The organism is Bradyrhizobium sp. SZCCHNPS1003 (genome assembly GCF_032381555.1).
Lineage (GTDB): Bacteria > Pseudomonadota > Alphaproteobacteria > Rhizobiales > Xanthobacteraceae > Bradyrhizobium.
Window position 1 is genome coordinate 117,435 of record NZ_JAUHIU010000012.1, and the last position, 23,611, is coordinate 141,045.

Genomic DNA, 23,611 nt, shown 5'->3' on the forward strand with positions numbered 1-23,611 from the left:
GGACCCATAACCACCAGCTTCAGCTAGGTTGGACAATCCATCCAAGCGATGGTGCGGCAATGTACTACGTCTATATTCTGGCGAGTAGTCGCCACGGCACGCTGTATATCGGCGTCACCAACTCGATCCACAAAAGGCTTCAGCAGCACCGCGACGGCCAAGGCTCGGTCTTTGTGAAGAAATACGGAGATTTTCGGCTGGTCTACATCGAGACCTACAATATCGCCGAGGAAGCAATCACCCGCGAAAAGCAGCTCAAGCGCTGGAAGCGCGACTGGAAGATCGAGCTGATCGAGCGCGACAATCTCGAATGGCGCGATCTCAGCGACCTGATCTCCTAGGGTGCCACAAACCAATCCCTGTGGTTATGGGTCCCTGCGTTCGCAGGGACGACACCTTTGGTGGAGCGGCATCTGGCTGGACCGACGACAACCGAGAATGAAGCTGGCGAGGGGGAGCAAAGCTGTCGTCCCGGGCAAGCCCGATGACGCGACGCGTCAGCGGGCGTAGACCCGGGACCCATACCGCATGATCTGTCTTGGGGCAGGCTGCACGTTGAACCTGTCGCGCCACGGAAAGCCCGCCAGCGACCTGATCTCCTAGCGTGCCCCGAACCACTTCCTGGGGTTATGGGTCCCTGCGTTCGCAGGGACGACACCGGTTGTGGAGCAGCATCCCGGCCGAACCGAAGCGCGACGCCGCGCTACACCATCTGCTCGGCAACCATCATGTAGTTCACGTCCATGTCGGTCGACAGACTCCAGCGGTCGGCGAAGGGGCTGTAGACGACGCCGCTCTGCTCGGTGATGACCAGACGATTGTCGAGCAGGTATTTCGTCAGCTCGTCCGGCGTGACGAACTTGCTCCACTCATGCGTGCCGCGCGGCAGCCAGCGCAGCACATATTCGGCACCGACGATGGCGAGCGCAAAGCTCTTCCAGTTGCGGTTCAGCGTCGAGACCACCATCATGCCGCCCGGCTTCAGCACGGCGGCACAGCGGCCGAGGAAGGCACCGACATCGGTGACGTGCTCGACGACCTCCATCGCCAGCACGATGTCGAAGCGCTCGCGCGGATCCATCTCCTCGATCGTGGTGCAGCGGTAGTCGATCGACAGATGGCCCTTTTCCGCGTGCAGCCTGGCAGCGGCAATGTTGCTGGCCGAGGGATCGACGCCGACGACCTGCGCGCCCAACCGCGTGAACGGCTCGCACAGCAATCCCGCGCCGCAGCCGATGTCGAGCATGCGCAGTCCCGAGAGGCAGTTCAGGCTCTTGGGGTTGCGCTCGAATTTCCGGCAGGCGGCATCGCGGATGTAGGTCAGGCGCAGCGGGTTGATCTTGTGCAGGGGCGCCATCTTCCCCTTGGGGTCCCACCAAGTCTCGGACAGTTTCGAGAACTTCGCGATCTCGGCCGGATCGACGGTCGAGCTGGGGGGAACAGAAGTGCTGCGGGAATCCTGAGGCATTGTCATCGCTGAATACTCAATGATCGAAGCTGCGGCGCCGTACCGGGGCTAACGCGCCGTGATGGCGTTCCGGAACGCCAGCGGCTCCGCGATGGTCGAAATGGTTTCCTTGCCCTCGCCCACACCCAAGATGGTGACGTCGCCGTAATTGAGAACCCGTCCCATGATGGTCTGGTTGACGTCGACGCTCTCGACCTTGTCGAGGGCCATCTCGAAGGTACGGCGCTTGATGAAACCGGTTTTATGGACGACGCGACGATTGGTAACGTCCGTCTCCGTGGTGAGGCGATGGAACCAGGCCCGGACCGTCCAATACAGGGCGACAATGGCGATGACGGCGGCGGTGGCCAGGCACAGCATGACCAAACTGTCGTTCACGGTCATGCGGGAGAGGACGAGCAATCCAAACACGACGATCCAGGCCCCGATCGCGGGCAGGTAGAACATCCAATGCGCGTTGGTCGAATACAGCACCTTCTCGCCGGGTTGCAGGATTTCGTCGATGTAACGCGCCATTCCAAGCCTCTCACCTGACCCTGTCACCAACCTGACCCTGTCACCACAAGGAACCGTCTTGCCCCCAGCCGCGGCGCTATGTATACGCGCGTTTCGGCTGGCGCGCCTCCGGTTTCGCGCTCAGCCGGTCAACTTATCCTCCTGATGGGAATGAGCGCGTCGTCATGGGTCGCCTCGTGCTGAAATTCGGCGGCACATCCGTCGCCAACATCGACCGCATCCGCAACGTCGCGCGCCACGTCAAGCGCGAGGTCGATGCCGGTCATGAGGTTGCCGTCGTCGTCTCGGCGATGTCGGGCAAGACCAACGAGCTGGTCGCCTGGTGCACCGAGGCGTCGCCGATGCATGATGCGCGCGAATACGACGCCGTGGTGGCCTCGGGCGAGCAGGTCACGTCCGGCCTGCTGGCGATCGTGCTGCAGAGCATGGGCATCCAGGCCCGCTCGTGGCAGGGCTGGCAGATCCCGATCAAGACCAGCGACGCCCATGCCTCGGCGCGAATCGTCGATATCGACGGCGCCGAGCTGATCCAGCGCTTCCGCGACCGCAAGGAAGTTGCGGTCATCGCCGGCTTCCAGGGCATCAACGCCGAAACCGGGCGGATCACCACGCTCGGCCGCGGCGGCTCGGACACTTCGGCGGTGGCGATCGCGGCCGCCATCAAGGCCGACCGCTGCGACATCTATACCGACGTCGACGGCGTCTACACCACCGACCCCCGGGTGGTGCCGAAGGCCAAGCGGCTCGACAAGATCGCCTTCGAGGACATGCTGGAGCTGGCGTCCCAGGGCGCCAAGGTGCTGCAGGTCCGCTCGGTGGAACTGGGCATGGTGCACAACATGCCGATCTTCGTCCGCTCCTCATTCGACAAGCCCGAGGATATCGACCCGCACGCCAACCAGCCGCCGGGGACGCTGATCTGCAGCGAGGAACAAATCATGGAAAATCACGTCGTGACCGGCATCGCCTTCTCCAAGGACGAGGCCCAGATCTCGGTGCGCCAGATCGAGGACAAGCCGGGCGTTGCCGCGTCGATCTTCGGACCGCTGGCTGATGCCAACATCAATGTCGACATGATCGTCCAGAACGTCTCCGAAGATGGCAAGACCACCGATCTGACCTTCACGGTGCCGGCGACCGACTACAACCGGGCGCGCGAGACCATCACCGCGGCCAAGGACAAGATCGGCTACCAGCGCTTGGATACCGCAACCGACGTCGCCAAGGTCTCGGTGATCGGCTCGGGCATGCGCAGCCATGCCGGCGTCGCCGCCAAGGGATTTGCCGCGCTCGCCGCCCGCAACATCAACATTCGCGCGATCACGACCTCCGAGATCAAGTTCTCGGTGCTGATCGACGCCGCCTATACCGAGCTCGCCGTCCGCACGCTGCACACGCTCTACGGACTGGACCAGGCCTAGAAAATCCTCCTCCGCAACCACACCTGTCCCGTTATGTGACAGCGGGACGGGCCGGAGGTCGTTCGAAAGCCGTTGACGCCGCCCGCGGTGGCAGGCGTTTTGCTTGGCAAAACAAGCCCTAATTCGCTATACGCCATCGCAGGATGGCAGCCGCAAACTGTGCTCCAGTGATGGTTGTTCTGGTTCGGGCCGGCACTCTGAGCGTGCGATAGTGCCGAATCGAGAAAGCTGTTCGATGCCGCGAGTTTAGCGCCAGATCCGGCCGCGTGCCGGGCTGGCCCCAGGAAGGGGGATTGTGCCACATGCGAAGCGCGTCGGGAGGCCCCCGCGTCCTGCTCAGACGGCTTCGCGAGACCATGGCGGAGCAGGTCTCGGCACAGGAGCGACTCGACAAGATCGTGGTGCTGATCGCGGCCAACATGGTCGCGGAGGTCTGCTCGGTCTATGTGCTTCGCGTCGACAACACGCTCGAGCTCTACGCCACCGAAGGTCTGAACCGCGACGCCGTTCACATGACCGTGCTGAGCGCGCATGAGGGCCTCGTCGGCCTCGTCGCGAGCGAGGCGACGCCGCTCAATCTGAACGACGCGCAGAGCCACCCCGCCTTCTCGTACCGGCCGGAAACCGGCGAAGAGATCTACCACTCCTTCCTTGGCGTGCCGATCCTGCGCGCCGGCAACACGCTCGGCGTGCTGGTGGTGCAGAACCGCGCCAAGCGCACCTATGTCGAGGAAGAGGTCGAGGCGCTGCAGACCACCGCGATGGTGCTCGCCGAGATGATCGCCTCCGGCGAGCTCGCAGCGCTCGCCCAGCCCGGCGCCGAGCCGGCGGCGCGGCACTCGATCCACAAGACCGGCACCGTGCTGTCCGATGGCATCGCGCTCGGCCACGTCGTGCTGCACGAGCCGCGCGTCGTCATCAACAACTACATCGCCGAGGACCTGCCCAAGGAGATCAAGCGGCTCGACGCCGCGCTGCTCAAGCTGCGCGCCGACCTCGACCGCATGCTGGAGCGCGGTGACGTCGCCGATGGCGGCGAGCACCGCGAGGTGCTCGAAGCCTATCGCATGTTCGCCAACGACCAGGGCTGGTCGCACAAGCTGCACGAGGCGGTCGCGACCGGCCTCACGGCGGAAGCCGCCGTCGAGCGCGTGCAGTCCGACACCCGCGCCCGCATGCTGCGCTCCACCGATCCGTATTTGCGCGAGCGGCTGCACGATCTCGAGGACCTTGGCTACCGGCTGCTGCGCCAACTGGTGGGCCAGGACCACGCGCCCCGGCGCGAGCACCTGCCCGACAATGCCATCCTGATCGCGCGCGCAATGGGCCCGGCGGCGCTGCTCGACTACGACCGCAAGCGGCTGCGCGGCCTCGTGCTCGAGGAAGGCACTGCCAACTCGCATGTCGCGATCGTGGCGCGTGCGCTCGGCATTCCCGCCGTCGGCGAGGTGCCGAACGCGCCGGGCATCGCCGATCCCGGCGACGCCATCATCGTCGATGGCACGTCGGGCTCGATCTACGTTCGGCCGTCGTCCGAGATCGAGTCCGCCTATGCCGAGCGGGTGCGCTTCCGCGCTCGCCGCCAGGCGCAATATGGCGAGCTGCGCAACAAGCCCTGCGTGACCAAGGACGGCCAGCCGATCGAGCTGATGATCAATGCGGGCCTGGTCATCGACCTGCCGCATATCGAGGACACCGGCAGCGCCGGCATCGGCCTGTTCCGCACCGAGCTGCAATTCATGGTGTCCGCCAGCCTGCCGCGCTCGAGCGACCAGCTGGCGCTGTATCGCACGGTTCTCGACGCCGCCGGCCACAAGCCCGTCACGTTCCGCACTTTGGACATCGGCGGCGACAAGGCGCTGCCCTACATGGAGACCGTGATCGAGGAGAATCCGGCGCTCGGCTGGCGCGCGATCCGCCTCGGCCTCGACCGTCCGGGCCTGCTGCGCGGCCAGATCCGGGCGCTGCTGCGCGCCGGCGGCGGCCGCTCGCTGCGCATCATGTTCCCGATGATCTCGGAAGTCGCCGAGTTCGACACGGCCAAGGCGATCGTCGAGCGCGAGCTGACTTACTTGCGCCAGCACGGCCACACGCTGCCGGAGCGCGTCGACGTCGGCACCATGCTCGAGGTCCCGGCGCTGCTGTATCAGCTCGACGAGCTGCTTTCGAAGGTCGATTTCATCTCGGTCGGCTCGAACGACCTGTTCCAGTTCCTGTTCGCGGTCGATCGCGGCAATGCCAAGGTCTCCGAGCGCTTCGACACGCTGTCGACGCCGATCCTGCGGGCGTTGCAGCAGATCGTGCACAAGGCCAAGGCGGCCAAGCGGTCGGTGTCGCTGTGCGGCGAGATGGCCTCCAAGCCGATCGGCGCGCTGGCGCTGATCTCGCTCGGCTACCGCTCGCTGTCGCTGTCGGCCACCGCGCACGGCCCTGTGAAGGCGATGATCCTCGAACTCGACGCCGGCAAGGCGGCGACGAAGATGGCCGAATGGCTGGCCGCACCGGCTGGCAGCTTCTCGATGCGGCAGAAGCTGACCGAGTTCGCCGAGAGCGAAGGCCTCGCGCTGTAGCGGGCCCGTCGCGCCAAGCGTCTTCCGTTCGTATCGTTTGCTCCTAGATCAGATTGCATCATGTCGTCGCTTCCCGAAGCCAAACTGGATGTCCTGCTCGCGCATCACGCCTCGCTCGAAGCGGAGCTGCTAGGCCAGGTCAATTCCGACCGCTACGTGCAGATCACCCGTGAGCTCGCCGAGCTCAATCCGCTGATCGACGCGGTGAAGGCGTATCGCGCCGGCGTCAAGGAGCTCGCCGAGACGGAGGCGCTCATCGCCGATCCCACCACCGACGCCGAGATGCGCGCGATGGCCGAGGCCGAGCGCGACGAGCTGATCGCGCGCCGCGGCGAGCTGGAGCAGCAGATCCGCGTCGCGCTGCTGCCGAAGGATGCGATGGACGACCGCAACGTCGTGCTTGAAATCCGCGCCGGCACCGGCGGCGACGAGGCCTCTTTGTTCGCCGGCGACCTGTTCCGGATGTATGAGCGCTTCGCCGCCCTGCAGGGCTGGAAGGTCGAGGTGATCTCGGCCTCCGAAGGCACCGTCGGCGGCTACAAGGAAATCATCGCCGAGGTGCAGGGCCGCGGCGCCTTCGCCAAGCTGAAATTCGAATCCGGGGTGCACCGCGTGCAGCGCGTGCCCGATACCGAGACCCAGGGGCGCATCCACACCTCGGCCGCCACGGTTGCCGTGCTGCCGGAGGTCGAGGAGGTCGATGTCGACATCAAGCAAGACGACCTGCGCATCGAGACCATGCGCGCCCAAGGCGCCGGCGGCCAGCACGTCAACAAGACGGAATCGGCGATCCGCATCACCCACATCCCGACCGGGATCGTCGTGATGATGCAGGACAGCCGCTCACAGCACAAGAACCGCGCCTCCGCGATGAACATCCTGCGCTCGCGCATCTACGACGCCGAGCGGCAGAAGGTCGACGCGGCGCGCTCGGCCGAGCGCAAGGAGAAGGTCGGCTCCGGCGACCGCTCCGAGCGCATCCGTACCTATAATTTCCCGCAAGGGCGCGTCACCGACCACCGCATCAACCTGACGCTCTACAAGCTGCCACAGGTGATCGCGGGCGAAGCGCTGGGCGAACTGATCGATGCGCTGACGACCGAGCACCAGGCAGCCCAGCTCGCCGCGCAAGGTGCGGCGGCGTGATGCGCACCGGCGCATTGCAGGAGGCGATGCGACGCTGCCCCGACACAAACGGTGTCGTCCCGGCAAACGCCGGGACCCATAACCACCGGCCTTCGTGGCTGTCACAGAAGGCAACTCCGACCGCCCGTCCCGCAACGGCACGGCGTATGGATCCCCGCGTTCGCGGGGATGACGCGTGGAGGGAGCTTGCGCGATGACCGGCCTCATCGCCGGCGTGACCATCGATGCCGCCCGCCGTGCCCTGTCCGCGCGCTTTGCAGATGCGGGCCTCGACTCGCCCGAGCTGGATGCGCGGCTGCTGGTCGGCCATGCGCTGCAGCTCGACCTCACCGGGCTCGTGATGCACGGGAGACGACAGCTCTCCCATGACGACGCGCAGCGCCTGGAAACGCTGATGCAGCGCCGGCTGGCCGGCGAACCGGTCGCCCGCCTCCTCGGCACCAAAGAGTTCTGGGGCCTGGACCTGCGATTGTCGGCCGATACGCTGGTGCCGCGACCGGACACCGAGACCGTGGTCGAGCTGGCACTGGAACATCTCGCGGCCGGCGGCGGCCTGAAGCGTCGCTTGCGCATCGCCGATCTCGGCACGGGTTCCGGCGCGATCCTGCTGGCGCTGCTGTCCGAGCTGCCGCGGGCCTTTGGACTGGGCACCGACATCAGCTTGGCCGCGCTGACGACCGCGCGGGACAATGCGCGCGCGCTCGGATTGGCCGACCGCGCCGGCTTCGTCGCCTGCTCCTACGCCGCAGCGCTGGCTGTGGGTTTCGACCTAATCGTGTCGAACCCGCCCTACATCCCGTCGTCCGAGATCGGCGCGCTCGACGCCGAGGTGCGCACTCATGATCCGCTGCGCGCACTGGACGGGGGCAAGGACGGGCTCGACGCCTACCGCGCGCTGATCCCGCAGGCAGCGGCCCTGCTTCGGCCCGGCGGCGCTGTCATCGTGGAGGTCGGGCTTGGCCAGAGTGACGACGTCGCTGCATTGATGGTGAGGGCTGGCCTGGCGGCCGATTCCTCGACGATCCGGGCCGATCTGGCCGGTATTCCCCGAACCGTCATGGGCCTAAAAAAGCTCCGGTAAAGGCCGGGGGATAGAGAAAAAGCTCTTGGAATATCCCCCGGGAGCGACTACGTTCCACCCATAGCACCGGCGCAGGCCACGACGAGCGGTATTCACGGAACATCGCAGCAGTCAGATGCCAGAGAGCCGCGCCGGGCGATAGGTTCCAGAACGCAGATCTGCTGAGCGCGAGAGCCGGATGGCTGCGCAGCCCGCGACTGCAAAGCGAACGAAAGCCTGACTTTGCACTTGAGGTCTTACGCTAAGCAAACTGGGTCGGTCGTGGCGCATCTCGCCCTGGCTGGCTGAATGACGTGGTTCGCCGGTCCCAGGGGCTGGCGGGTGGGGAACGCGTTTTGAACGCGCTTTTGTCGAGAGAATCGGCTGTCGATCACATCGGCATGGGTCGAACCGGCATGTCGGAACCGGCATGGGGCGGATGGCCATTTGGACCGCGCACGAGGCGTCCGAGCCCGGCGAAGGTATTTCAATACGCTTTCGGTATTCCGATAACAATCAGTGCTCACTATCAGTGCTCAGCAATCGGTGCTCCTAACGCAGGGTTGGAATAAAGGCAGGACATGAGAAACGGTCAGAACAACAAGCGGATGCGCAACCGGAACAGCGGCGGTAACAACAACAATAACCGGCGCGGCCAGAATCCGCTGACCAGGGTGTTCGAGTCCAATGGACCGGACATCAAGATCCGCGGTACCGCCTCTCATGTCGCCGAGAAATATGTCCAGCTTGCCCGCGACGCCCGCTCCTCGGGTGACCCCGTTGCCGCCGAGAACTACTACCAGCACGCCGAGCACTATTTCCGCCTGATTGCCGCCGCGCAGGAGCAGTTCCGCCAGAACCAGCCGCAGCAGCAACCGCGCAACGCCGATGACCTGACCGTCGACGACCTCGATGATGAAGGCGAGAGCTTCTCGCATTTCGGCCAGGAGCCCGGCTTCGTTCCGGCCCAGCCGCAGCCTCAACCCCAACCCTTCATGCGCGATCGCGAAGGCGGCCAGCGCGAGCGCGGCGACAACCAGCCCTATCAGCGCGAGCAGCAGCCGCGCGAGCATCGCGAAGCGCGTGAGCATCGCGAGCCGCGCGAACACCGCGAGCCGCGGGAGCACCGTGAACCGCGTGAGCATCGTGAGCGGGAGCCGCGCGAGCACCGCGAGCGTCCGCAGCCCGTCCAGTACCAGCCCCAGCCGCAACCCCAGCCCGTCATCGCCGACAGCGGGGTCGATCGGTTGCCGTCCTTCATCACCGGCCCGCAGCCGCAGATCGCCAATGCCCCGGCCGCCTTCGAGGGCGCTGCCGAGCGCTATCCGCGCCGCCGCCGGCGTCCGCATGGTCCGCGCGGTGAAGCAGCCGCTGCTGCGCCGGCGCCGAGCGAGGACCTCAATCCGGGCGAATAGCGATTTCGCTCCGTCATGACGAAACGGGTGGGCCCTGAGCCCACCCGTTTTTCTTTGCGCTGAGAGGCACGCAGGGAGCGACCCGGTGTCATCCGTCACGCGACGGCAGACCGACCTCGCGGCGGCCGGAGCCACCGGATCCTGGGGCCGACGGTGACGGCGCCAGCACGGGTTCGAGTCGTGGGATCAGCCGGATGCGCTCGCGGCGCGCCGGGATCACCCGGTAGACCTGCTTGGTCGCCTCGACGATGTGGACACCGGCGAACGGCAGCGACAGCGCAGCGCCGACGCGCTCCCAGGCCATCGCCGATTTCAGGAACCAGCCACCGACCGGGGGCATGAACAGCGCCTCGCCCCAGCCGGTCGGCGTGAACCAGGTCTGCCGCAGCAACTGCGTGATCTGCGAGCGGGAATAGGGCCGGCCATGGCCGAATGGCGTGTTGTCGGTCCGCGTCCAGACGCCGCGCCGGTTCGGGATCACGATGATCATGCGTCCCGCCGGCGCCAGCACCCGCCACATCTCCCGCAGCAGCCCGGCCGGGTCGTCCGACATCTCCAGCGCATGCACGATCAGGATGCGGTCGACCGCCGCATCGGGCAGCGGCAGCGAGAACTCGTCCACCAGCGAGGCCAGGGTCGGCCGCGCCGTCGGCCATTTCAGCACCCCCTGCGCCGCCGGCATAAAGGCGATGCAGCGTTCGGAATCCTCGCGGAACAAGCCGAGATAGGGCGTGGGATAGCCGATGCCGAGCACCCGCTGCCCGGCCGCGTTCGGCCAGCGCGCGCGGATGCCGCGGTTGATCAAGAGCCGCGCGACGATCCCGAGGCGACCCGAATAGAAATTCCGCAGATCGATCACGTCCATGACGTCAATGTATCATGCGGGCGCGCGCTGCCGCGCGCCGAATATTGCGTTGCGCCTCCAGCGTTAACGCCATATCTCTGCCCGGGACATCGGAGGCCGCCCCGCAGCGCTGCGCCCGGGCTCCGCTTCCACGACCTTCTGGCATCGCGAGCGCTACCATCGTGCCTCGCCCGGTCCCGCCGACGGAGACATCATGGCCGCCGACATCCGCGTCTTCACCTGCCTGTCCGACAATTTCGGCTATCTGATCCATGACCCCGCGACCGGCGCGACTGCCTCGATCGACGCCCCCGAGGCCGGACCGATCGTCCGGCAATTGGACGCCGAAGGCTGGACGCTCACCGACATCCTGATCACGCATCATCATCACGACCATGTCGGCGGCGTCGCCGAGCTCAAGCAGAAATATGGCTGCCGGGTGGTCGCGCCGCACGACAAGACGACGGCGATCGCCAACGTCGACCTGCGCGTCGCCCATGGCGATGTCGTGAAGATCGGCGAGCTGCTCGCGCGCGTGCTGGAAACGCCCGGCCATACGCTCGACCACGTCTCCTACGTGTTCGACGCCGACAAGGCGTTGTTTGCGGCCGACACGCTGTTCTCGGTCGGCTGCGGCCGCGTGTTCGAAGGCACCTATCCGATGATGTGGGACTCGCTTCTCAAGCTGCGCGCGCTGCCGGACGACTTCCGGCTCTATTGCGGCCACGAATACACAGCCTCGAACGTCAAATTCGCGCTCACCGTCGACGGAGACAACGAGGCGCTGAAGGCTCGCGCCGAGGAAGTCACGCGGCTCCGTGCCGCCAACCGGCCGACCATTCCGTCGCTGCTGGGCGACGAGAAGACCGCCAACGTGTTCCTGCGCGCCGACGATCCGGCCGTCGCTTTGCGGCTGCGCATGAAGGGCGCCAGCGCCGAGCAGGTGTTCGGCGAACTGCGCGAGCGCAAGAACAAGTCGTAAGGCTGAGGACGACGATGACCACGCTCTCGGCTGCCGACATCATCGCGCGCCTTGGTCTGCAGCCGCATCCGGAGGGCGGACATTTTCGCGAGACCTTCCGCGATCCGGCCGTGGACGCCTCCGGCCGCGCCGCGTCGACCCTGATCTATTTCCTGCTCGCCCGCGGCGAGCGTTCGCATTGGCACCGGGTCGACGCGGTCGAGACCTGGCATTTCTATGCCGGGGCACCGCTGACCTTGCGGATCGCCGCCGAAGGCCAGGCGTCGCAAATGACGACGCTGGGGATCGACCTCGCAGCCGGCCAGCAACCGCAGGCGATCGTCCCTGCCCATGCCTGGCAAGCCGCCGAGAGCACCGGCGATTGGACGCTGGTGGGCTGCACGGTGGCGCCGGGCTTCATGTTCGAAGGATTCGAACTCGCGCCGCCCGGCTGGGAGCCGGAGGTCTGAGTCAGGCGCTCGCGCCCGCGACCTTCGCGGCGGGCTCGGCGAAGCGCTGGCGCTCCTGGGCGAGGAAGCCGGAAATCGCGTCGGCCGGCATCGGCTTCGCGAAGTAGTAGCCCTGGATGTAGTCCGCGCCCAAACGCCGGAGGCTGTCGAGCTGCTCCTTGGTCTCGACACCTTCGACCACACACGAGATTTCCATGTCGGCGCAGAGGCCGGTCAGCGACTTGATGATCTTGTGGCTGATCGGGTTGGCATTGACGTCGCTCACGAAACTGCGGTCAACCTTGAGCTTGTCGAGCGGCAGCCGGTGAACGTGGCTGAGCGACGAGTAGCCGGTGCCGAAATCGTCCAGCGAGATGCCGCAACCGATCGCCTTCAGCGCCGCGATCGACTGCTCGGCGCGGGCGAAATCAAAGGTGACGGCGGTTTCCGTGATCTCGAACTCGATTCGGCGCGGCGGAACGCCGCTGGCATGAATGACCGCCAGCAGCGGAAGAACACCGTCCGGCGAACAGATGTCGTGCGCGGAGAGATTGAACGACACGCGAATGTCGTCCGGCCAGGTCCGCGCCGCCGCGAGCGCCTTGACCAGCAGACAGCGCGTCAGGCTGCGGATGACGCCGATCCGCTCGGCCGCCGGGATGAAGCTTGCGGGCGACACCGTCCCCAGCTTGGGGCTGTGCCAGCGCGCCAGCACCTCGAATCCGGTGGTGCGCGAATTCGTCGCGTCCATGATCGGCTGAAACGCCAGATCCATCTCGGCTTCGAAATCGGCCGTGCGCAACAGGTGCTCGATCACGCTGCGGCTGCGGATCTCCGCCTCGAGCTCGGTCGAGAAGATGATGGCCTGGCCGCGGGCGCGGCGCTTGGCGTGGTAGAGCGCATAGTCGGCGCATTCGTACAGCGCATCCGCGGCCATGGCCGAGCGCGGATATAGCGCAAAGCCGGTCGAGCACGACAGGCCGGTATGCGTCGTGTCGAACTGATAGGGCAGCTTGATCAGCTCGGTGATCTGCCGTCCGAGGTTGAGCAGATCGTCGTCCGTTGGGTTGCCGGCGACCACCAGTCCGAACTCGTCGCCGCCGAGCCGGGCGAGATGGACCTGGTCGCCATGGCCGGCACAGGCGTCGCGGACGCGGCGCGCGGCCTCCATCAGCACGCGGTCGCCGACCGTATGTCCATAGGTGTCGTTGATCGGCTTGAAGCCGTCGAGATCGATGATGCCGACGGCGAGCCGCGTGCCGTCCCGCTCGGCCTCGGCGAATGCCTGCGTGAGCTCCGAGAAGAAGCGGCGGCGATTGGGCAGATCGGTCAGCGCGTCCAGATTGGCGAGGCGGAAGTTTTCATCCGACAGCGCTTGCGTCGCGGCCTGCTCCGCGAGCAGCGATTTGCGGCTGGCGACGAGCGCGGCGAAATCCCGATAGTAGATGAACAGCACCGTGACCATGGCGCCGGACACGAGCAACTGATTGACCGCGATCGCACGCAGCGCGTGAACGCCCGTGGACATGAAGAAGATGACGTAGGGGACGATGACCACAAGGGTCACGATCAGCGCCGCGGAGCGCAAATGCATCAGGCAGAAGATGATGCCGATGACCGTGACCGCCATGTAGAACGCGACCTGCCCCTTGGCGAACGGATCGCCATAGGGAAACAACGCGAATGACCAGACGACGAACAGCGCCCCGATCGGGCCGGCGATCCGGTTGGTGACGCGCAGGTTGCGCAGCACCTCGGCGTCGTTGCTGGCGGCCTCGCCCTGCCGCAGCCACCACAGCATCCGCGCGCCGGTAATCGTCGATAGCAGGGCCGGCACCGAAATCGTGAGCCACGTCGGCGCCAGCGGCAGGAACGTGTAGGCGAGCGCCAGGCTGTTGGTGATGAGAATGAAATAGAGCAGCGGCACCTGCTTCGAGAACGCCTGGAACTGCGCGCGCGTCAGCTCGGGATTGTCGGCGGGGACGCGAAACAACTCCCCCGCGCGGGCCATGTAACGTCTCACGTCCGGCATCGCCGCCCCGTTGTCAGCACCATTTGCCGCGAACTATCGCGCGGGACGGGTAAAGGGCGGGTTAGGTGCAGACCGCGCCAAACCGTAATCGGCGGTTGTGAGCTACCGGCCGGCGCGCTGGTTTTGCGCACGGTTAAGTGCGCATCAAGGATAACCGGCGGATTCGGGCCGCCGTACCGAAGTCCGCATGCGAGCGGGCACCGCCTGGCTTTCGCTCAACCTGACGCGGTCAGCGCTTGCGCAGAAGGAACATGTCCTTGGCCGCGACCAGACCGCCGCCGGCGATCAGCAGCGCCGCCACGGCGATGGTCGCGCTCGGCCGCGCGTAGCCGGCAACGATCAGGAACGCCGTCGACAGCAGCGGCGTCGCATAGGACGCCGCACCGAGCACCCGAATGTCGCCCCGCTTCATGCCGATGTCCCAGGCGTAGAACGCAGCACCCACCGGGCCGATGCCGAGACCGGCAACAGCGAGCCACTGCGTCGGGCTGTCGGGCCAGACCGTTCGCTCGACCGCAACATGGACCAGGGCCGCCAGCGCGGACGTCGCCAGGCAGAAGCCGGCGACCGCATCGGTCGGCACCGCCTTCAGACGACGCGAGAGCACCGAATAGATCGCCCACACGAACGCCGCGACGAAGGCGGCCGCAAGCCCCGGCAACTGGCTCGCAGCGAAGCTCGCACCGTTGCCGAGCAACAGCAGCGCGGTTCCGACGAGACCGATCGCGGCGCCGATGACGTGATGGACCGCCAGGCGCTCGCCAGGCAGGAAGGCCGAGAACATCACGATCAGCAGCGGCCAGAGATAGTTCAGCAGCCCGGCTTCCGCCGGCGGCGCGAAGCGCAGCGCCAGGAAATACAGCGCGTGATAGCCGAACAGGCCGCCGACGCCCACGGCCCACGCCCTCGCCGGCTGCCGCAACACCTGCAGCCCATCCGGTCGACGCAACACACTGAGCAGGCCGACCGCGCCGCCGACAGCAAAGGTCATTGCCGCAAGCTGGAAGGCGGGGATCGTACCCGTCGCCACCGTCAACAAGGCGAGCAGCGACCACATCAGGATCGCGGTCAGACCGATCAGGGTCGCAGTTCGCTGGGACATCAGGCGGCAGGCTCCGTCACGGCCGGCTCATGCCGGCCACCACGCCTTCGTCCGTGCGGGAAGCGTCCAAGACGTGAATGCCCGCGGCGAGCGCGGGCGTTCGATTTCCTTAACCGCAGAAGGCGGCCGGAGGCAACGCCGCCGGCGCAGATCACACCATGTACTGGCCGCCATTGACCGACAGCGTCGAGCCGGTGATGGCTCCCGCCTCATCCGCCGCGAGGAACACCACGGCGCGCGCGATCTCCTCGGGCTCGCCGAGGCGCCCCACCGGAATCAGCGGCAGAATGGCTTTCTCGAGCACGTCCTTCGGCACCGCCTGCACCATCTCGGTGTTGATGTAGCCCGGGCAGATCACGTTGACGGTGATGCCGGCCTTGGCCGTCTCCAGCGCAAGCGCCTTGGTGAAGCCGATGTCGCCGGCCTTCGCCGCGGAGTAGTTGACCTGGCCAAACTGGCCCTTCTGGCCGTTGATCGAGGAGATATTGATGATGCGGCCGAACTTGCGCGCGCGCATGCCCTCGATAACCGGGCGGGTCATGTTGAACAGCGAGCCGAGATTGGTGTTGATGACGGCGCTCCACTGCTCGAGCGTCATCTTGTGGAAGGCCGTGTCACGGGTGATGCCGGCATTATTGATCAGCACGTCGATGGGACCGAGATCGGCTTCGACCTTCTTGATGCCTTCGCCGCAGGCCTCGAACGAGCTGACGTCCCATTTGTAGACGGGGATCTCGGTCTCGCTCTTGAACTTCTCCGCAGCGGCATCGTTGCCGCCGTAATTCGCCGCGACCTTGTATCCTGCCGCCTTCAGCGCCTTGCTGATCGCCGCTCCGATACCGCGCGTCCCCCCGGTCACCAACGCCACACGTGCCATGTCGAATCCTTCCCTCGATGACTGATCGCACAGGACAACCTCTGGCTGCCACCGTGCATACCGTTGTTATTGGATCATGAAACGTCGTGCGACGATCAACTTGCCGCATGACCCTCGATGCTCGCTCAACTCCATTTTTTTAGTGGTCGATTATGCGACGTGTTTGACGGACATCAAGAACAAAACGCCCGGCGAGATCGCCGGGCGTTGATCTTTAGTTGAGCTGGACGCGATTGCGAAGACTCAACGGTTCGCAGTCAGTGCCGGCTTTTTAGTCGCGTGCGACGCACAGCGCGATGCCCATGCCGCCGCCGATGCACAGCGTCGCGAGGCCCTTCTTGGCGTCGCGCTTCTGCATCTCATGCAGCAGGGTCACGAGCACGCGCGCGCCGGATGCACCGATTGGATGGCCGATCGCGATCGCACCGCCGTTGACGTTGACCTTGGCCGGATCCCAGCCGAGGTCCTTGTTCACGGCACAGGCCTGCGCGGCGAACGCCTCGTTGGCTTCGATCAGGTCGAGGTCGGCGATATTCCAGCCGGCCTTCTTCAGCGCCGTGCGCGACGCCGGGATCGGGCCGGTGCCCATGATCTTCGGGTCGACGCCGGCCTGTCCCCAGGACACGATCCGGGCGAGCGGGGTCTTGCCTTCCTTGGCTGCCTGCTTGGCGGTCATCAGCACCACGGCCGCTGCGCCGTCATTGATGCCCGACGCGTTGCCGGCGGTGACCGTGCCGTCCTTCTCGAAGGCCGCACGCAGCTTGGCCATGGCCTCGACCGTCGCGCCATGACGCGGGTATTCGTCGGTGTCGACCACGGTGTCGCCCTTGCGGCTCTTGACCGTCACGGGCGCGATCTCGTCCTTGAACCTGCCGGATTTCTGAGCGGCCTCGGCCTTGTTCTGCGATGCAACGGCGAACTCGTCCTGCTGCGCGCGGGTGATCTGATATTGCTTCGCAACGTTCTCGGCGGTGTTGCCCATGTGATAGCCGTTGAAGGCATCCCACAGACCGTCCTTGATCATCGTGTCGACCAGATCGAGCGAGCCCATCTTCACGCCGGCGCGCAGGTATTGCGCATGCGCCGCCATGCTCATCGACTCCTGGCCGCCGGCAACCACGATGTCGGAGTCGCCATTGACGAGCGCCTGGTAGCCCAGCGCGACGGAGCGCAGGCCCGAGCCGCACAGCTGGTTGATGCCCCAGGCCGGGCTTTCCACCGGAATGCCGGCGGCGATCGAGGCCTGACGGGCCGGGTTCTGGCCCTGAGCTGCGGTCAGGATCTGCCCCAGAATGACTTCGGACACACGGCCCGGCTCGATACCGGCGCGTTCCAGTGCGGCCTTGATTGCGACAGCGCCCAGCTCATGGGCCGGAACACTGGCAAAGGCACCGTTGAAGCTTCCAACCGGGGTACGGGCGGCACTGACGATGACGACATCGTCTGACATGGGCATCTCCTGGGGTTCTTGATCTTGGACGTGAAAGCGAGGGCTTGAGAACTTGAGGGTATTTGAAATGAAAATGATCTTTTCAGTTCACGGTCGTGCCGGCCGTCCGCAAGCCCCGGATTGGCGAGTGCGAAACCTTCGCGCTTCATCCTGTTAACGTCGTTGCGACATGTCAATTGGCGGCATCAGCAATTCCTGTTGCAGCGCATTCAAATTGGGATGCTTGGCCGTTTCGTGAGCAAGATTTCTGCTGCGGGATTAACCGTTCCGCACAAAACCGTAGCCGAACTCGCCCGAAAGTGATTACGTTATTGCATTGCGTAGCTCTTCGCCCTGCGGCGACGCCGCCGGGTTCCCTGTTCTCGGTTTGCATGTGTGAGCTCATGGCGAAATCTGACCAACCCACCACAATCAAGAAATACGCGAACCGGCGGCTCTACAATACCGGGACGAGTACCTACGTGACCCTCGAAGATCTTGCCTCGATGGTTAAGAACGGGGAGGATTTCCTGGTCTACGACGCCAAGACCGGCGACGACATCACACGCTCCGTACTCGCCCAGATCATCTTCGAACAGGAGAACAAAGCCGGCCAGAACCTGCTGCCGACCACGTTCCTGCGCCAGCTCATCCGCTTCTACGGCGACAGCATGCAGATGGTGGTACCGAAATACCTTGAGCAGTCGATCGATACCCTGACCAGAGAGCAGGAAAAGTTCCGCAAGCAGATCGCTGACACCTTCAGCGGGACGCCATTCGCGCCGCTCGAGGAGCAGGTGCGCCGCAACATGGAGCTGTTCCAGCAGACCTTCTCGATGTTCAAGCCGTTCGCGCCGCCGGCCCGCGGGGAGGAAAAGGCGGCCGAGCCGACCCCGGCCGCCGACGACAACATCGACGAGCTGCGTCGTCAGATGAAGGAAATGCAGGACCGGCTCGACCGCATGTCCGAGCCGAAGAAGGACGAGCAGCAAGGCTGACGCCGAAGGCCGGCGGCCGATCAGCTCGCCGCCGGCAACTCGACCGTGCCGTTACCGATCCACGGCCGATCGACCGAGGCGAGGCCAATCACCCGGCCCTGGATGTAATCGCAGCCCCAGTCGCGCAGCAGCGCGACCGACGCCTCGTCCTGCACCCATTCCGCGACCGTCTTGATCTGCAGCCGTCGCGCCAGCTCGACCAGCGTCTGCACGAAGGCGCGGTCGTCAGCCGAGCGCACGAGATTCTGCACGAAGGCGCCGTCGATCTTGACGATGTCGACGCCGAGCTTGCGCAGATTGCGGAACGAGGTGTGTCCGGCGCCGAAATCATCGATGGCAATTCGGCTGCCGAGATCTTTCAGCCGCGTCACGAAGCCGCGGAGATCGTCGACGTCCTGGATCTCGACCGTCTCGGTGATCTCGACGATCAGCCGTTCGGCGACCCCCGGATGGGCGCGCATCATGGACTCGATCGAGGCCCACCAGTCCGGATCCATGGTGGTCTCAGGCGAGATGTTGAGGCTCAGGGTGACGTCGGGCGTGCTCGCAAGCTCCGCCACCACCAGCTCCAGAATGCGGTGATCGACCAGGCGGATCAGGCCGAGACGTTCGGCGACCGGCACGACGTCCGGCGCCAGGAGGGCCCGGCCGTCATCCTGGCGCATCCGCACCAGGCATTCATAGAAGGCGGGCGCAAGCGTGTTGGCATTCACCACCGGCTCGAACGCCGTGACGATGCGCCGCTCATTGAGCGCGGTCACGATCTCGTCGGTGACGCGGATGTTGACCTTGCGCTGCGCGTCGCGCTCCACGTTCGGCCGCCAGGTCGAGAACGATCCGATGCGGCGGCGCTTGGCGGCGTCGAGCGTCTCATGGGCGCGGTTGACCGCCTCCTCGACCGAGCGGGCGTGACGGGGAACGCTGACTGCGCCGATCGTCGCGGTCACGGCGACCGGACCAGACTTGGTCGGCACCACCTCGTCGCGCACCGTCGCGAGGAAGCGTTCGGCGGCGGTGTTCATGTCGTCCATCGTACAGTTCTTCAGGATCAACCCGAACTTGTTGCCCGAGAACCGCCCGAGCGTGTCGCCGCCGCGGAGCCGGCCCCGGATGCGCTGGGCGATCTCCAGCACGACGCCGTCGGCGACGTCGAAGCCGAAGGCGTCGTTGATGCGCGCGAGATGATCGATGCCGACCAGCATGAAGGCGCAGGAGAAGCGGAAGCGCTGCGACTCCTCGATCACCTCGGCAAGCGTCGCCAACAGGTGCGTCCGGTTCAGCTCGCCGGTCAGCGGATCGTGGCGTGACAGCTTGAGCAGTTGCTCCTCGCGGGCGTGGCGCTCGTTGTTGATCCGCACGATGCCCTGGGCACGCGATGGCCGCCCATCGGGGCCGGCGAACCAGCAGCCGGTCTCCTCGACCCAGATCAGCGGCGCACCCGCGTGGGTGCGCACGCCATATTCGATCCGGTACGGCGTGCCGGCGGCGCCATGCAGCGGCGCCGCCTGGTGCATGATCTCGGAGCGGATGCTGCGGTCCGGCTCGATGAGCTTGCTGAATTCGGCGCCGTTGCAGAGTTGCGGCAGCGGAACGTCGGCAAACACCGCCCCGACGTGATCGCTCCAGACGATCACGTCGCTCGCCAGATCCCAGACGAAGGCAGCTTGGCCCAGGGATGCCAGGATCATCGCGGTCTGTGGCAATTCGGATGTCAAGATCGCCTCGTTTCGGCACAGGCCGGCAAGACCGGCGCTGATTTGGGAACGGCCGACGCGTATCTGCGCGAGCGGCGGCGGCCGACTTCGCGAATCAGACTACGCATCTCTGGTTAACGGAGAGCATGCCGAGACGACGAGCGCGTGTCCGAGACGCGTCAACCATCTTTGGAACGTACAGCGCCCGACGCGCTTGGAACGGCATTGGCTTTGCGAGTTGGAATGGCGAAAGGCTCCGGCGTCCCATAACGTGACACGCGCGCCGGTAATGGTTGGGCAATGTTAACGATTGATCAGGACGAGGGCCGCCTGGACCGAACGGAGGAGACGTCGCGCTCGGTCGTGCTGCTGCCGGCCGGCACCAGCGACGAGCATCGCGCGGGCATGGTCCGCGCCTCCCGCCCCGACGCCAGCTTCGTCACCCATCTGATCGCGACCGCCGAGCACCTGCCACAGACCCGCACGCTGAGGCGTGCCGCGCCGGCAGACGTGCACAACGCCTATGCGGCGAGGCTTCAACCGGTGACGCGGGCCGTCGGCCGGACCCGGCAGGTGATCTGAGCGCGGCTCGCCTGCGCGTCAGGCCTTTGGCGTGTCGGTTTTTGGCGGCTCATGGGCCCCCGGGCCGGTCACCTCGGCCTGCAACTCCGGGGCGGCGCCTTTCGGCTCCGCAGCAGCCGGCCGCGGCACCGAGCGATCGAGCAGCACCGATTCGGCGACCGAGGCCGCTGCCGGCACGGCATCGGTGGACTCCTCGTCGGGTGCAGGAGGGACAGCGGCATCCGCCGGCTGAAGCTCTGCCCTGGCCGGTTCTTTGGCCGATTCTTCGATCAGCTCGGGCTCGGGATCAGAGACGGGCACGTCGGCAGGAACCGGCGCGGGAGCAGGCGCGGCTACGACGGCGCGGGCGGCGCGCTTGGTGCGCAGCGAGATGCCGCCGAAGAAATCGACCATCGCCAGCAGGGTCAGCAGCAGAAAGGTCGAATTCCCGAACTTCTGCCACATCACGAATTCCGCCGCGGCGCCGCCGAAGACCAGCAGCGACAGCAGATGATCGGTCAGATATTTCCCGTTCGGCTTCGCCGCCTTGATGATTTCGAGCAGCAGCAGCAGCACGCCCAGGGCCAGCAGCATGTCGCCGAGCGAGATCGTCCAGACCTCGCCGGACGGAAGCTGAAGGCGCAGCAGCGTCTCGCTGAAGGCGACCCCCGGCATCAGGAAGACGATCATGTTGTAGATCGCCAGCGGGATCAGCAGCAGCGGGAAACCGACCATGGACATCGGTTGAAGCCTTGGATGGCGCGGGCGGCGGCCCGGCGCAAAATCAATCGGTGCGAAGATGATGACAGCGAGACGGGATCACGCGACACAGATACGCAACGGTCCCGGCGAATCACGTCGCACGGGACCGCTTTCAACCCCATCGATGGCCGAATTCGGGCAGCTTGGAAAGCGGCCCGCGCGGACAATCAGGCGTCTTTCTTCTTCAGAACCTGGCGGCCCTTGTACATGCCGGTCTTCAGGTCCAGGTGGTGCGGACGACGCAGCTCGCCGGAATCCTTGTCCTCGACATAGGTCGGCTTCTTGATGGCGTCAGCCGAGCGGCGCATGCCGCGGCGAGACGGCGAAGTTTTTCTTCTGGGGACGGCCATATCGGTATCCTCTAGGGGTATTTCGGAAGGCATCGTCCGCAAAGGGACGGCTGCAGCCATGAAGCTGGCGAGCCGGATGCCGATCAAGGCCGCGCTTATAGAGGAAGGGGTGCGGCATGGCTAGGGCTCTCCGAGGCATTTTTGGCCAAAATTGCGCCCGCTCGGGTCTCAACGCCGCTCCCCCCAGCAGGTCTGCAGGCTGGAGGCCTGGGCCCGCACCATGTAGGTCGCGGACAGCCGCCGCACACCCGGCCCCGGAACCCGGGCACTGCGCCGGACGGGGTTCGGCAGGATCGAGGCCATCAACCCCGCCTCGCGCGGGCCGAGCCCCGCGGCGGAGCGGTTGAAGGCGTAATTTGCGCCCGCCTCGACGCCGAACTGGCCGGATGGGCCAAGCTCGGCGATGTTGAGATAGATCTCGAGAATGCGCCGCTTGTTGAGCACGAGATCGATCCATAGCGCCAGCGGCAGTTCCAGCGCCTTGCGGACATAGCTGCGGCCCTGCCAGAGGAACAGGTTCTTGGCAACCTGCTGGGTGATGGTCGAGCCGCCGCGGCTGACCTCGCCGTCCTCGGCGTCGTCCATGACCTCCCGCAGCGCCCCCCAGTCGATGCCGTGATGGCCGCAGAATTTGGCATCCTCCGCGGCCACCACCGAGCGGGGCAAATACGGCGACATCGCCGAGAGGTCGATCCAGTGCCGCGTTACCGGCTGCCCCGTCACCGACCGCCACAGCATCAGGGTCGAGACGGGGTGACCCACGGCATAGAACGGCGTCAGCGCGTAGGGCACGAGCAGCACCAGCACGACGATCAGGAGGATGGTTCTGACGGTACGCAAGGGCAGGCGTCGCTCGGGTTCGACCGCCGCGGCGGCGGACAATTGGCCGGGATTATCCGACATCTCGATGTGGTTTCCTGCTTTTTTCCGCAGTTGCGGCCGAAAGCCGCCACCGCCCCGGCAATTGACGAAGTCGCCGCCATCAACGATTGTCCGGCGAATTTTGCCCCTGGAGCTCTTGTTAAATGACTGCGACGGCCCTCACCGACTTCACCCAACGCCTGGACAAGACCGCGGAAGAGACCGAAGCCCTGCTCGGCGAGCTCCTCGGCGATGCGCCGCTGGCGGACGAGATCATCAGGCCGAAGCGGCTGATCGAGTCGATGCGCTATTCGAGCCTCAACGGCGGCAAGCGGCTGCGCCCGTTCCTGGTGGTCGAGAGCGCCGCCGTGTTCGGCGTGCCCCGGCGCGGCGCGTTGATGGCGGGCGCGGCGCTCGAATGCATCCACTGCTATTCCCTGATCCATGACGACCTGCCGGCGATGGACAATTCCGACCTGCGCCGGGGACGTCCGACCCTGCACAAGGCCTATGACGACGCCACCGCGATCCTGGCCGGCGACGCGCTGCTGACCATCGCCTTCGACATCATCACCCGCGACGAGATCCATGCCGACGCCGGCGTCCGGCTGGCGCTGACCCGCGCGCTGGCCCGCTGCGCCGGTGTCGGCGGCATGGCCGGCGGCCAGATCCTCGATCTGGCCGGCGAAGGCCGGTTCGGCGACCGCGACCCGGTCGACGTCGCTCGCGTGCAGCAGATGAAGACCGGCGCCCTGCTCCGCTTCGGCTGCATCGCCGGCGCCCTGCTCGGCCAGGCGTCGGCAGCTGAGTACCAGGCGCTCGACGATTACGGCCGCGCGCTCGGCGAAGCCTTCCAGATTGCCGACGACCTGCTCGACGTCGAGGGCGATGCCGCGACGCTCGGCAAGCCGGCCGGCGCCGACGCCGAGCTCGGCAAGACCACTTTCGTCACCCAGCTCGGCGTCGAGGGCGCCAGGCAGCGCGTCCGCGACCTCCTCGCCCGCGGCGATGCCGCGCTGTCGATCTTCGGCGCCAAGGGCGACGTGCTGCGCGCCGCCGCCCACTTCGTCGCCGAGCGCAAGAGCTGAGGCGAGG

22 protein-coding genes are annotated in these 23,611 nt (G+C 66.0%); 11 read left to right on the forward strand and 11 right to left on the reverse strand.

Annotation, left to right across the window (positions count from 1 at the left end; all coding sequences use genetic code 11):
- Nucleotides 1–59: 59 nt before the first annotated feature.
- Entirely contained in the window at nt 60–341 is a 282-nt protein-coding gene (locus QX126_RS20835; RefSeq protein WP_315783347.1) for a GIY-YIG nuclease family protein, read from the forward strand.
- Between the two features lie 362 nt (nt 342–703).
- Here QX126_RS20835 and ubiG read toward each other — a convergent pair whose 3' ends face one another.
- A complete protein-coding gene (gene ubiG, locus QX126_RS20840) occupies nt 704–1,468 on the reverse strand; it encodes a bifunctional 2-polyprenyl-6-hydroxyphenol methylase/3-demethylubiquinol 3-O-methyltransferase UbiG (protein ID WP_409999115.1) in 765 nt (254 codons plus the stop codon).
- Between the two features lie 48 nt (nt 1,469–1,516).
- Entirely contained in the window at nt 1,517–1,984 is a 468-nt protein-coding gene (locus QX126_RS20845; RefSeq protein WP_315735252.1) for a PH domain-containing protein, read from the reverse strand.
- A gap of 164 nt (nt 1,985–2,148) precedes the next feature.
- On the opposite strand from QX126_RS20845, the gene QX126_RS20850 reads away from it, so the two are divergent.
- The 5 genes from QX126_RS20850 (at nt 2,149) to QX126_RS20870 (ending at nt 9,596) form a co-directional block, all read left to right on the forward strand.
- Nucleotides 2,149–3,405, forward strand: coding sequence for an aspartate kinase (locus tag QX126_RS20850; RefSeq protein WP_315775706.1), 1,257 nt, complete (start codon nt 2,149–2,151; stop codon nt 3,403–3,405).
- A 302-nt stretch (nt 3,406–3,707) separates the two neighbouring features.
- Nucleotides 3,708–5,975: a phosphoenolpyruvate--protein phosphotransferase gene (gene ptsP / locus QX126_RS20855; RefSeq protein ID WP_315735256.1), complete on the forward strand. Its 2,268-nt coding sequence runs from the start codon at nt 3,708–3,710 to the stop codon at nt 5,973–5,975.
- Nucleotides 5,976–6,035: 60 nt separating this feature from the next.
- On the forward strand, nt 6,036–7,121 hold the full coding sequence (gene prfA, locus QX126_RS20860; RefSeq protein WP_315783351.1) for a peptide chain release factor 1: 1,086 nt from the start codon (nt 6,036–6,038) through the stop codon (nt 7,119–7,121).
- Nucleotides 7,122–7,314: 193 nt separating this feature from the next.
- Nucleotides 7,315–8,202, forward strand: a complete 888-nt coding sequence (gene prmC / locus QX126_RS20865) for a peptide chain release factor N(5)-glutamine methyltransferase (RefSeq protein WP_315783353.1) — start codon at nt 7,315–7,317, stop codon at nt 8,200–8,202.
- A 560-nt stretch (nt 8,203–8,762) separates the two neighbouring features.
- Entirely contained in the window at nt 8,763–9,596 is an 834-nt protein-coding gene (locus QX126_RS20870) for a DUF4167 domain-containing protein (RefSeq protein ID WP_315775709.1), read from the forward strand.
- Between the two features lie 88 nt (nt 9,597–9,684).
- On the opposite strand, the gene QX126_RS20875 is transcribed toward QX126_RS20870, so the two are convergent.
- The gene (locus QX126_RS20875) at nt 9,685–10,461 is read right to left on the reverse strand and encodes a class I SAM-dependent methyltransferase (protein WP_315735264.1); all 777 of its coding nucleotides are present in this window, start codon (nt 10,459–10,461) and stop codon (nt 9,685–9,687) included.
- A 193-nt stretch (nt 10,462–10,654) separates the two neighbouring features.
- Here QX126_RS20875 and gloB point away from each other — a divergent pair, with 193 nt between their 5' ends.
- Together gloB and QX126_RS20885 are read left to right on the forward strand one after the other, a co-directional pair.
- Nucleotides 10,655–11,422 (forward strand): hydroxyacylglutathione hydrolase, encoded by a 768-nt coding sequence (gene gloB / locus QX126_RS20880; protein WP_315756882.1) that lies wholly within the window; start codon nt 10,655–10,657, stop codon nt 11,420–11,422.
- A gap of 14 nt (nt 11,423–11,436) precedes the next feature.
- A complete protein-coding gene (locus QX126_RS20885; RefSeq protein ID WP_315735268.1) occupies nt 11,437–11,871 on the forward strand; it encodes a cupin domain-containing protein in 435 nt (144 codons plus the stop codon).
- 1 nt (nt 11,872) lies between these two features.
- On the opposite strand, the gene QX126_RS20890 is transcribed toward QX126_RS20885, so the two are convergent.
- The 4 genes from QX126_RS20890 to QX126_RS20905 all read right to left on the reverse strand — a co-directional run bounded on the left by QX126_RS20890 (nt 11,873) and on the right by QX126_RS20905 (nt 17,311).
- Nucleotides 11,873–13,882, reverse strand: coding sequence for a putative bifunctional diguanylate cyclase/phosphodiesterase (locus QX126_RS20890; RefSeq protein WP_315783355.1), 2,010 nt, complete (start codon nt 13,880–13,882; stop codon nt 11,873–11,875).
- Between the two features lie 229 nt (nt 13,883–14,111).
- Nucleotides 14,112–14,984, reverse strand: a complete 873-nt coding sequence (locus tag QX126_RS20895) for a DMT family transporter (protein WP_315783357.1) — start codon at nt 14,982–14,984, stop codon at nt 14,112–14,114.
- Nucleotides 14,985–15,135: 151 nt separating this feature from the next.
- Nucleotides 15,136–15,861, reverse strand: coding sequence for a beta-ketoacyl-ACP reductase (locus tag QX126_RS20900; RefSeq protein WP_315715178.1), 726 nt, complete (start codon nt 15,859–15,861; stop codon nt 15,136–15,138).
- A gap of 271 nt (nt 15,862–16,132) precedes the next feature.
- Nucleotides 16,133–17,311, reverse strand: coding sequence for an acetyl-CoA C-acetyltransferase (locus tag QX126_RS20905; RefSeq protein WP_315775712.1), 1,179 nt, complete (start codon nt 17,309–17,311; stop codon nt 16,133–16,135).
- Nucleotides 17,312–17,694: 383 nt separating this feature from the next.
- Here QX126_RS20905 and phaR point away from each other — a divergent pair, with 383 nt between their 5' ends.
- The gene (gene phaR / locus QX126_RS20910; RefSeq protein ID WP_315735740.1) at nt 17,695–18,288 is read left to right on the forward strand and encodes a polyhydroxyalkanoate synthesis repressor PhaR; all 594 of its coding nucleotides are present in this window, start codon (nt 17,695–17,697) and stop codon (nt 18,286–18,288) included.
- A 20-nt stretch (nt 18,289–18,308) separates the two neighbouring features.
- Here phaR and QX126_RS20915 read toward each other — a convergent pair whose 3' ends face one another.
- Nucleotides 18,309–19,976 (reverse strand): bifunctional diguanylate cyclase/phosphodiesterase, encoded by a 1,668-nt coding sequence (locus QX126_RS20915; RefSeq protein WP_315735742.1) that lies wholly within the window; start codon nt 19,974–19,976, stop codon nt 18,309–18,311.
- 306 nt (nt 19,977–20,282) lie between these two features.
- On the opposite strand from QX126_RS20915, the gene QX126_RS20920 reads away from it, so the two are divergent.
- On the forward strand, nt 20,283–20,564 hold the full coding sequence (locus tag QX126_RS20920) for a hypothetical protein (RefSeq protein ID WP_315783359.1): 282 nt from the start codon (nt 20,283–20,285) through the stop codon (nt 20,562–20,564).
- Between the two features lie 18 nt (nt 20,565–20,582).
- Here QX126_RS20920 and QX126_RS20925 read toward each other — a convergent pair whose 3' ends face one another.
- The 3 genes from QX126_RS20925 to QX126_RS20935 all read right to left on the reverse strand — a co-directional run bounded on the left by QX126_RS20925 (nt 20,583) and on the right by QX126_RS20935 (nt 22,495).
- Nucleotides 20,583–21,284: a hypothetical protein gene (locus tag QX126_RS20925; RefSeq protein WP_315783361.1), complete on the reverse strand. Its 702-nt coding sequence runs from the start codon at nt 21,282–21,284 to the stop codon at nt 20,583–20,585.
- Between the two features lie 188 nt (nt 21,285–21,472).
- The gene (gene rpmF, locus QX126_RS20930) at nt 21,473–21,655 is read right to left on the reverse strand and encodes a 50S ribosomal protein L32 (RefSeq protein WP_006610266.1); all 183 of its coding nucleotides are present in this window, start codon (nt 21,653–21,655) and stop codon (nt 21,473–21,475) included.
- A 168-nt stretch (nt 21,656–21,823) separates the two neighbouring features.
- On the reverse strand, nt 21,824–22,495 hold the full coding sequence (locus QX126_RS20935; RefSeq protein ID WP_315783491.1) for a transglycosylase domain-containing protein: 672 nt from the start codon (nt 22,493–22,495) through the stop codon (nt 21,824–21,826).
- Nucleotides 22,496–22,680: 185 nt separating this feature from the next.
- On the opposite strand from QX126_RS20935, the gene QX126_RS20940 reads away from it, so the two are divergent.
- Nucleotides 22,681–23,604 (forward strand): farnesyl diphosphate synthase, encoded by a 924-nt coding sequence (locus QX126_RS20940; protein WP_315756873.1) that lies wholly within the window; start codon nt 22,681–22,683, stop codon nt 23,602–23,604.
- Nucleotides 23,605–23,611: the final 7 nt, after the last annotated feature.

Coding starts and splice junctions, on each gene's coding strand:
- QX126_RS20895 (WP_315783357.1), bottom strand. CDS start 14,984: ATGTCCCAGCGAACTGCGACCCTGATCGGTCTGACCGCGATCCTGATG.
- QX126_RS20915 (WP_315735742.1), bottom strand. CDS start 19,976: ATGATCCTGGCATCCCTGGGCCAAGCTGCCTTCGTCTGGGATCTGGCG.
- gloB (WP_315756882.1), top strand. CDS start 10,655: ATGGCCGCCGACATCCGCGTCTTCACCTGCCTGTCCGACAATTTCGGC.
- QX126_RS20905 (WP_315775712.1), bottom strand. CDS start 17,311: ATGTCAGACGATGTCGTCATCGTCAGTGCCGCCCGTACCCCGGTTGGA.
- QX126_RS20845 (WP_315735252.1), bottom strand. CDS start 1,984: ATGGCGCGTTACATCGACGAAATCCTGCAACCCGGCGAGAAGGTGCTG.
- QX126_RS20875 (WP_315735264.1), bottom strand. CDS start 10,461: ATGGACGTGATCGATCTGCGGAATTTCTATTCGGGTCGCCTCGGGATC.
- QX126_RS20900 (WP_315715178.1), bottom strand. CDS start 15,861: ATGGCACGTGTGGCGTTGGTGACCGGGGGGACGCGCGGTATCGGAGCG.
- ptsP (WP_315735256.1), top strand. CDS start 3,708: ATGCGAAGCGCGTCGGGAGGCCCCCGCGTCCTGCTCAGACGGCTTCGC.
- QX126_RS20925 (WP_315783361.1), bottom strand. CDS start 21,284: ATGTCCATGGTCGGTTTCCCGCTGCTGCTGATCCCGCTGGCGATCTAC.
- QX126_RS20885 (WP_315735268.1), top strand. CDS start 11,437: ATGACCACGCTCTCGGCTGCCGACATCATCGCGCGCCTTGGTCTGCAG.
- QX126_RS20920 (WP_315783359.1), top strand. CDS start 20,283: ATGTTAACGATTGATCAGGACGAGGGCCGCCTGGACCGAACGGAGGAG.
- rpmF (WP_006610266.1), bottom strand. CDS start 21,655: ATGGCCGTCCCCAGAAGAAAAACTTCGCCGTCTCGCCGCGGCATGCGC.
- QX126_RS20850 (WP_315775706.1), top strand. CDS start 2,149: ATGGGTCGCCTCGTGCTGAAATTCGGCGGCACATCCGTCGCCAACATC.
- QX126_RS20870 (WP_315775709.1), top strand. CDS start 8,763: ATGAGAAACGGTCAGAACAACAAGCGGATGCGCAACCGGAACAGCGGC.
- QX126_RS20890 (WP_315783355.1), bottom strand. CDS start 13,882: ATGCCGGACGTGAGACGTTACATGGCCCGCGCGGGGGAGTTGTTTCGC.
- prfA (WP_315783351.1), top strand. CDS start 6,036: ATGTCGTCGCTTCCCGAAGCCAAACTGGATGTCCTGCTCGCGCATCAC.
- prmC (WP_315783353.1), top strand. CDS start 7,315: ATGACCGGCCTCATCGCCGGCGTGACCATCGATGCCGCCCGCCGTGCC.
- QX126_RS20835 (WP_315783347.1), top strand. CDS start 60: ATGTACTACGTCTATATTCTGGCGAGTAGTCGCCACGGCACGCTGTAT.
- QX126_RS20940 (WP_315756873.1), top strand. CDS start 22,681: ATGACTGCGACGGCCCTCACCGACTTCACCCAACGCCTGGACAAGACC.
- ubiG (WP_409999115.1), bottom strand. CDS start 1,468: ATGCCTCAGGATTCCCGCAGCACTTCTGTTCCCCCCAGCTCGACCGTC.
- phaR (WP_315735740.1), top strand. CDS start 17,695: ATGGCGAAATCTGACCAACCCACCACAATCAAGAAATACGCGAACCGG.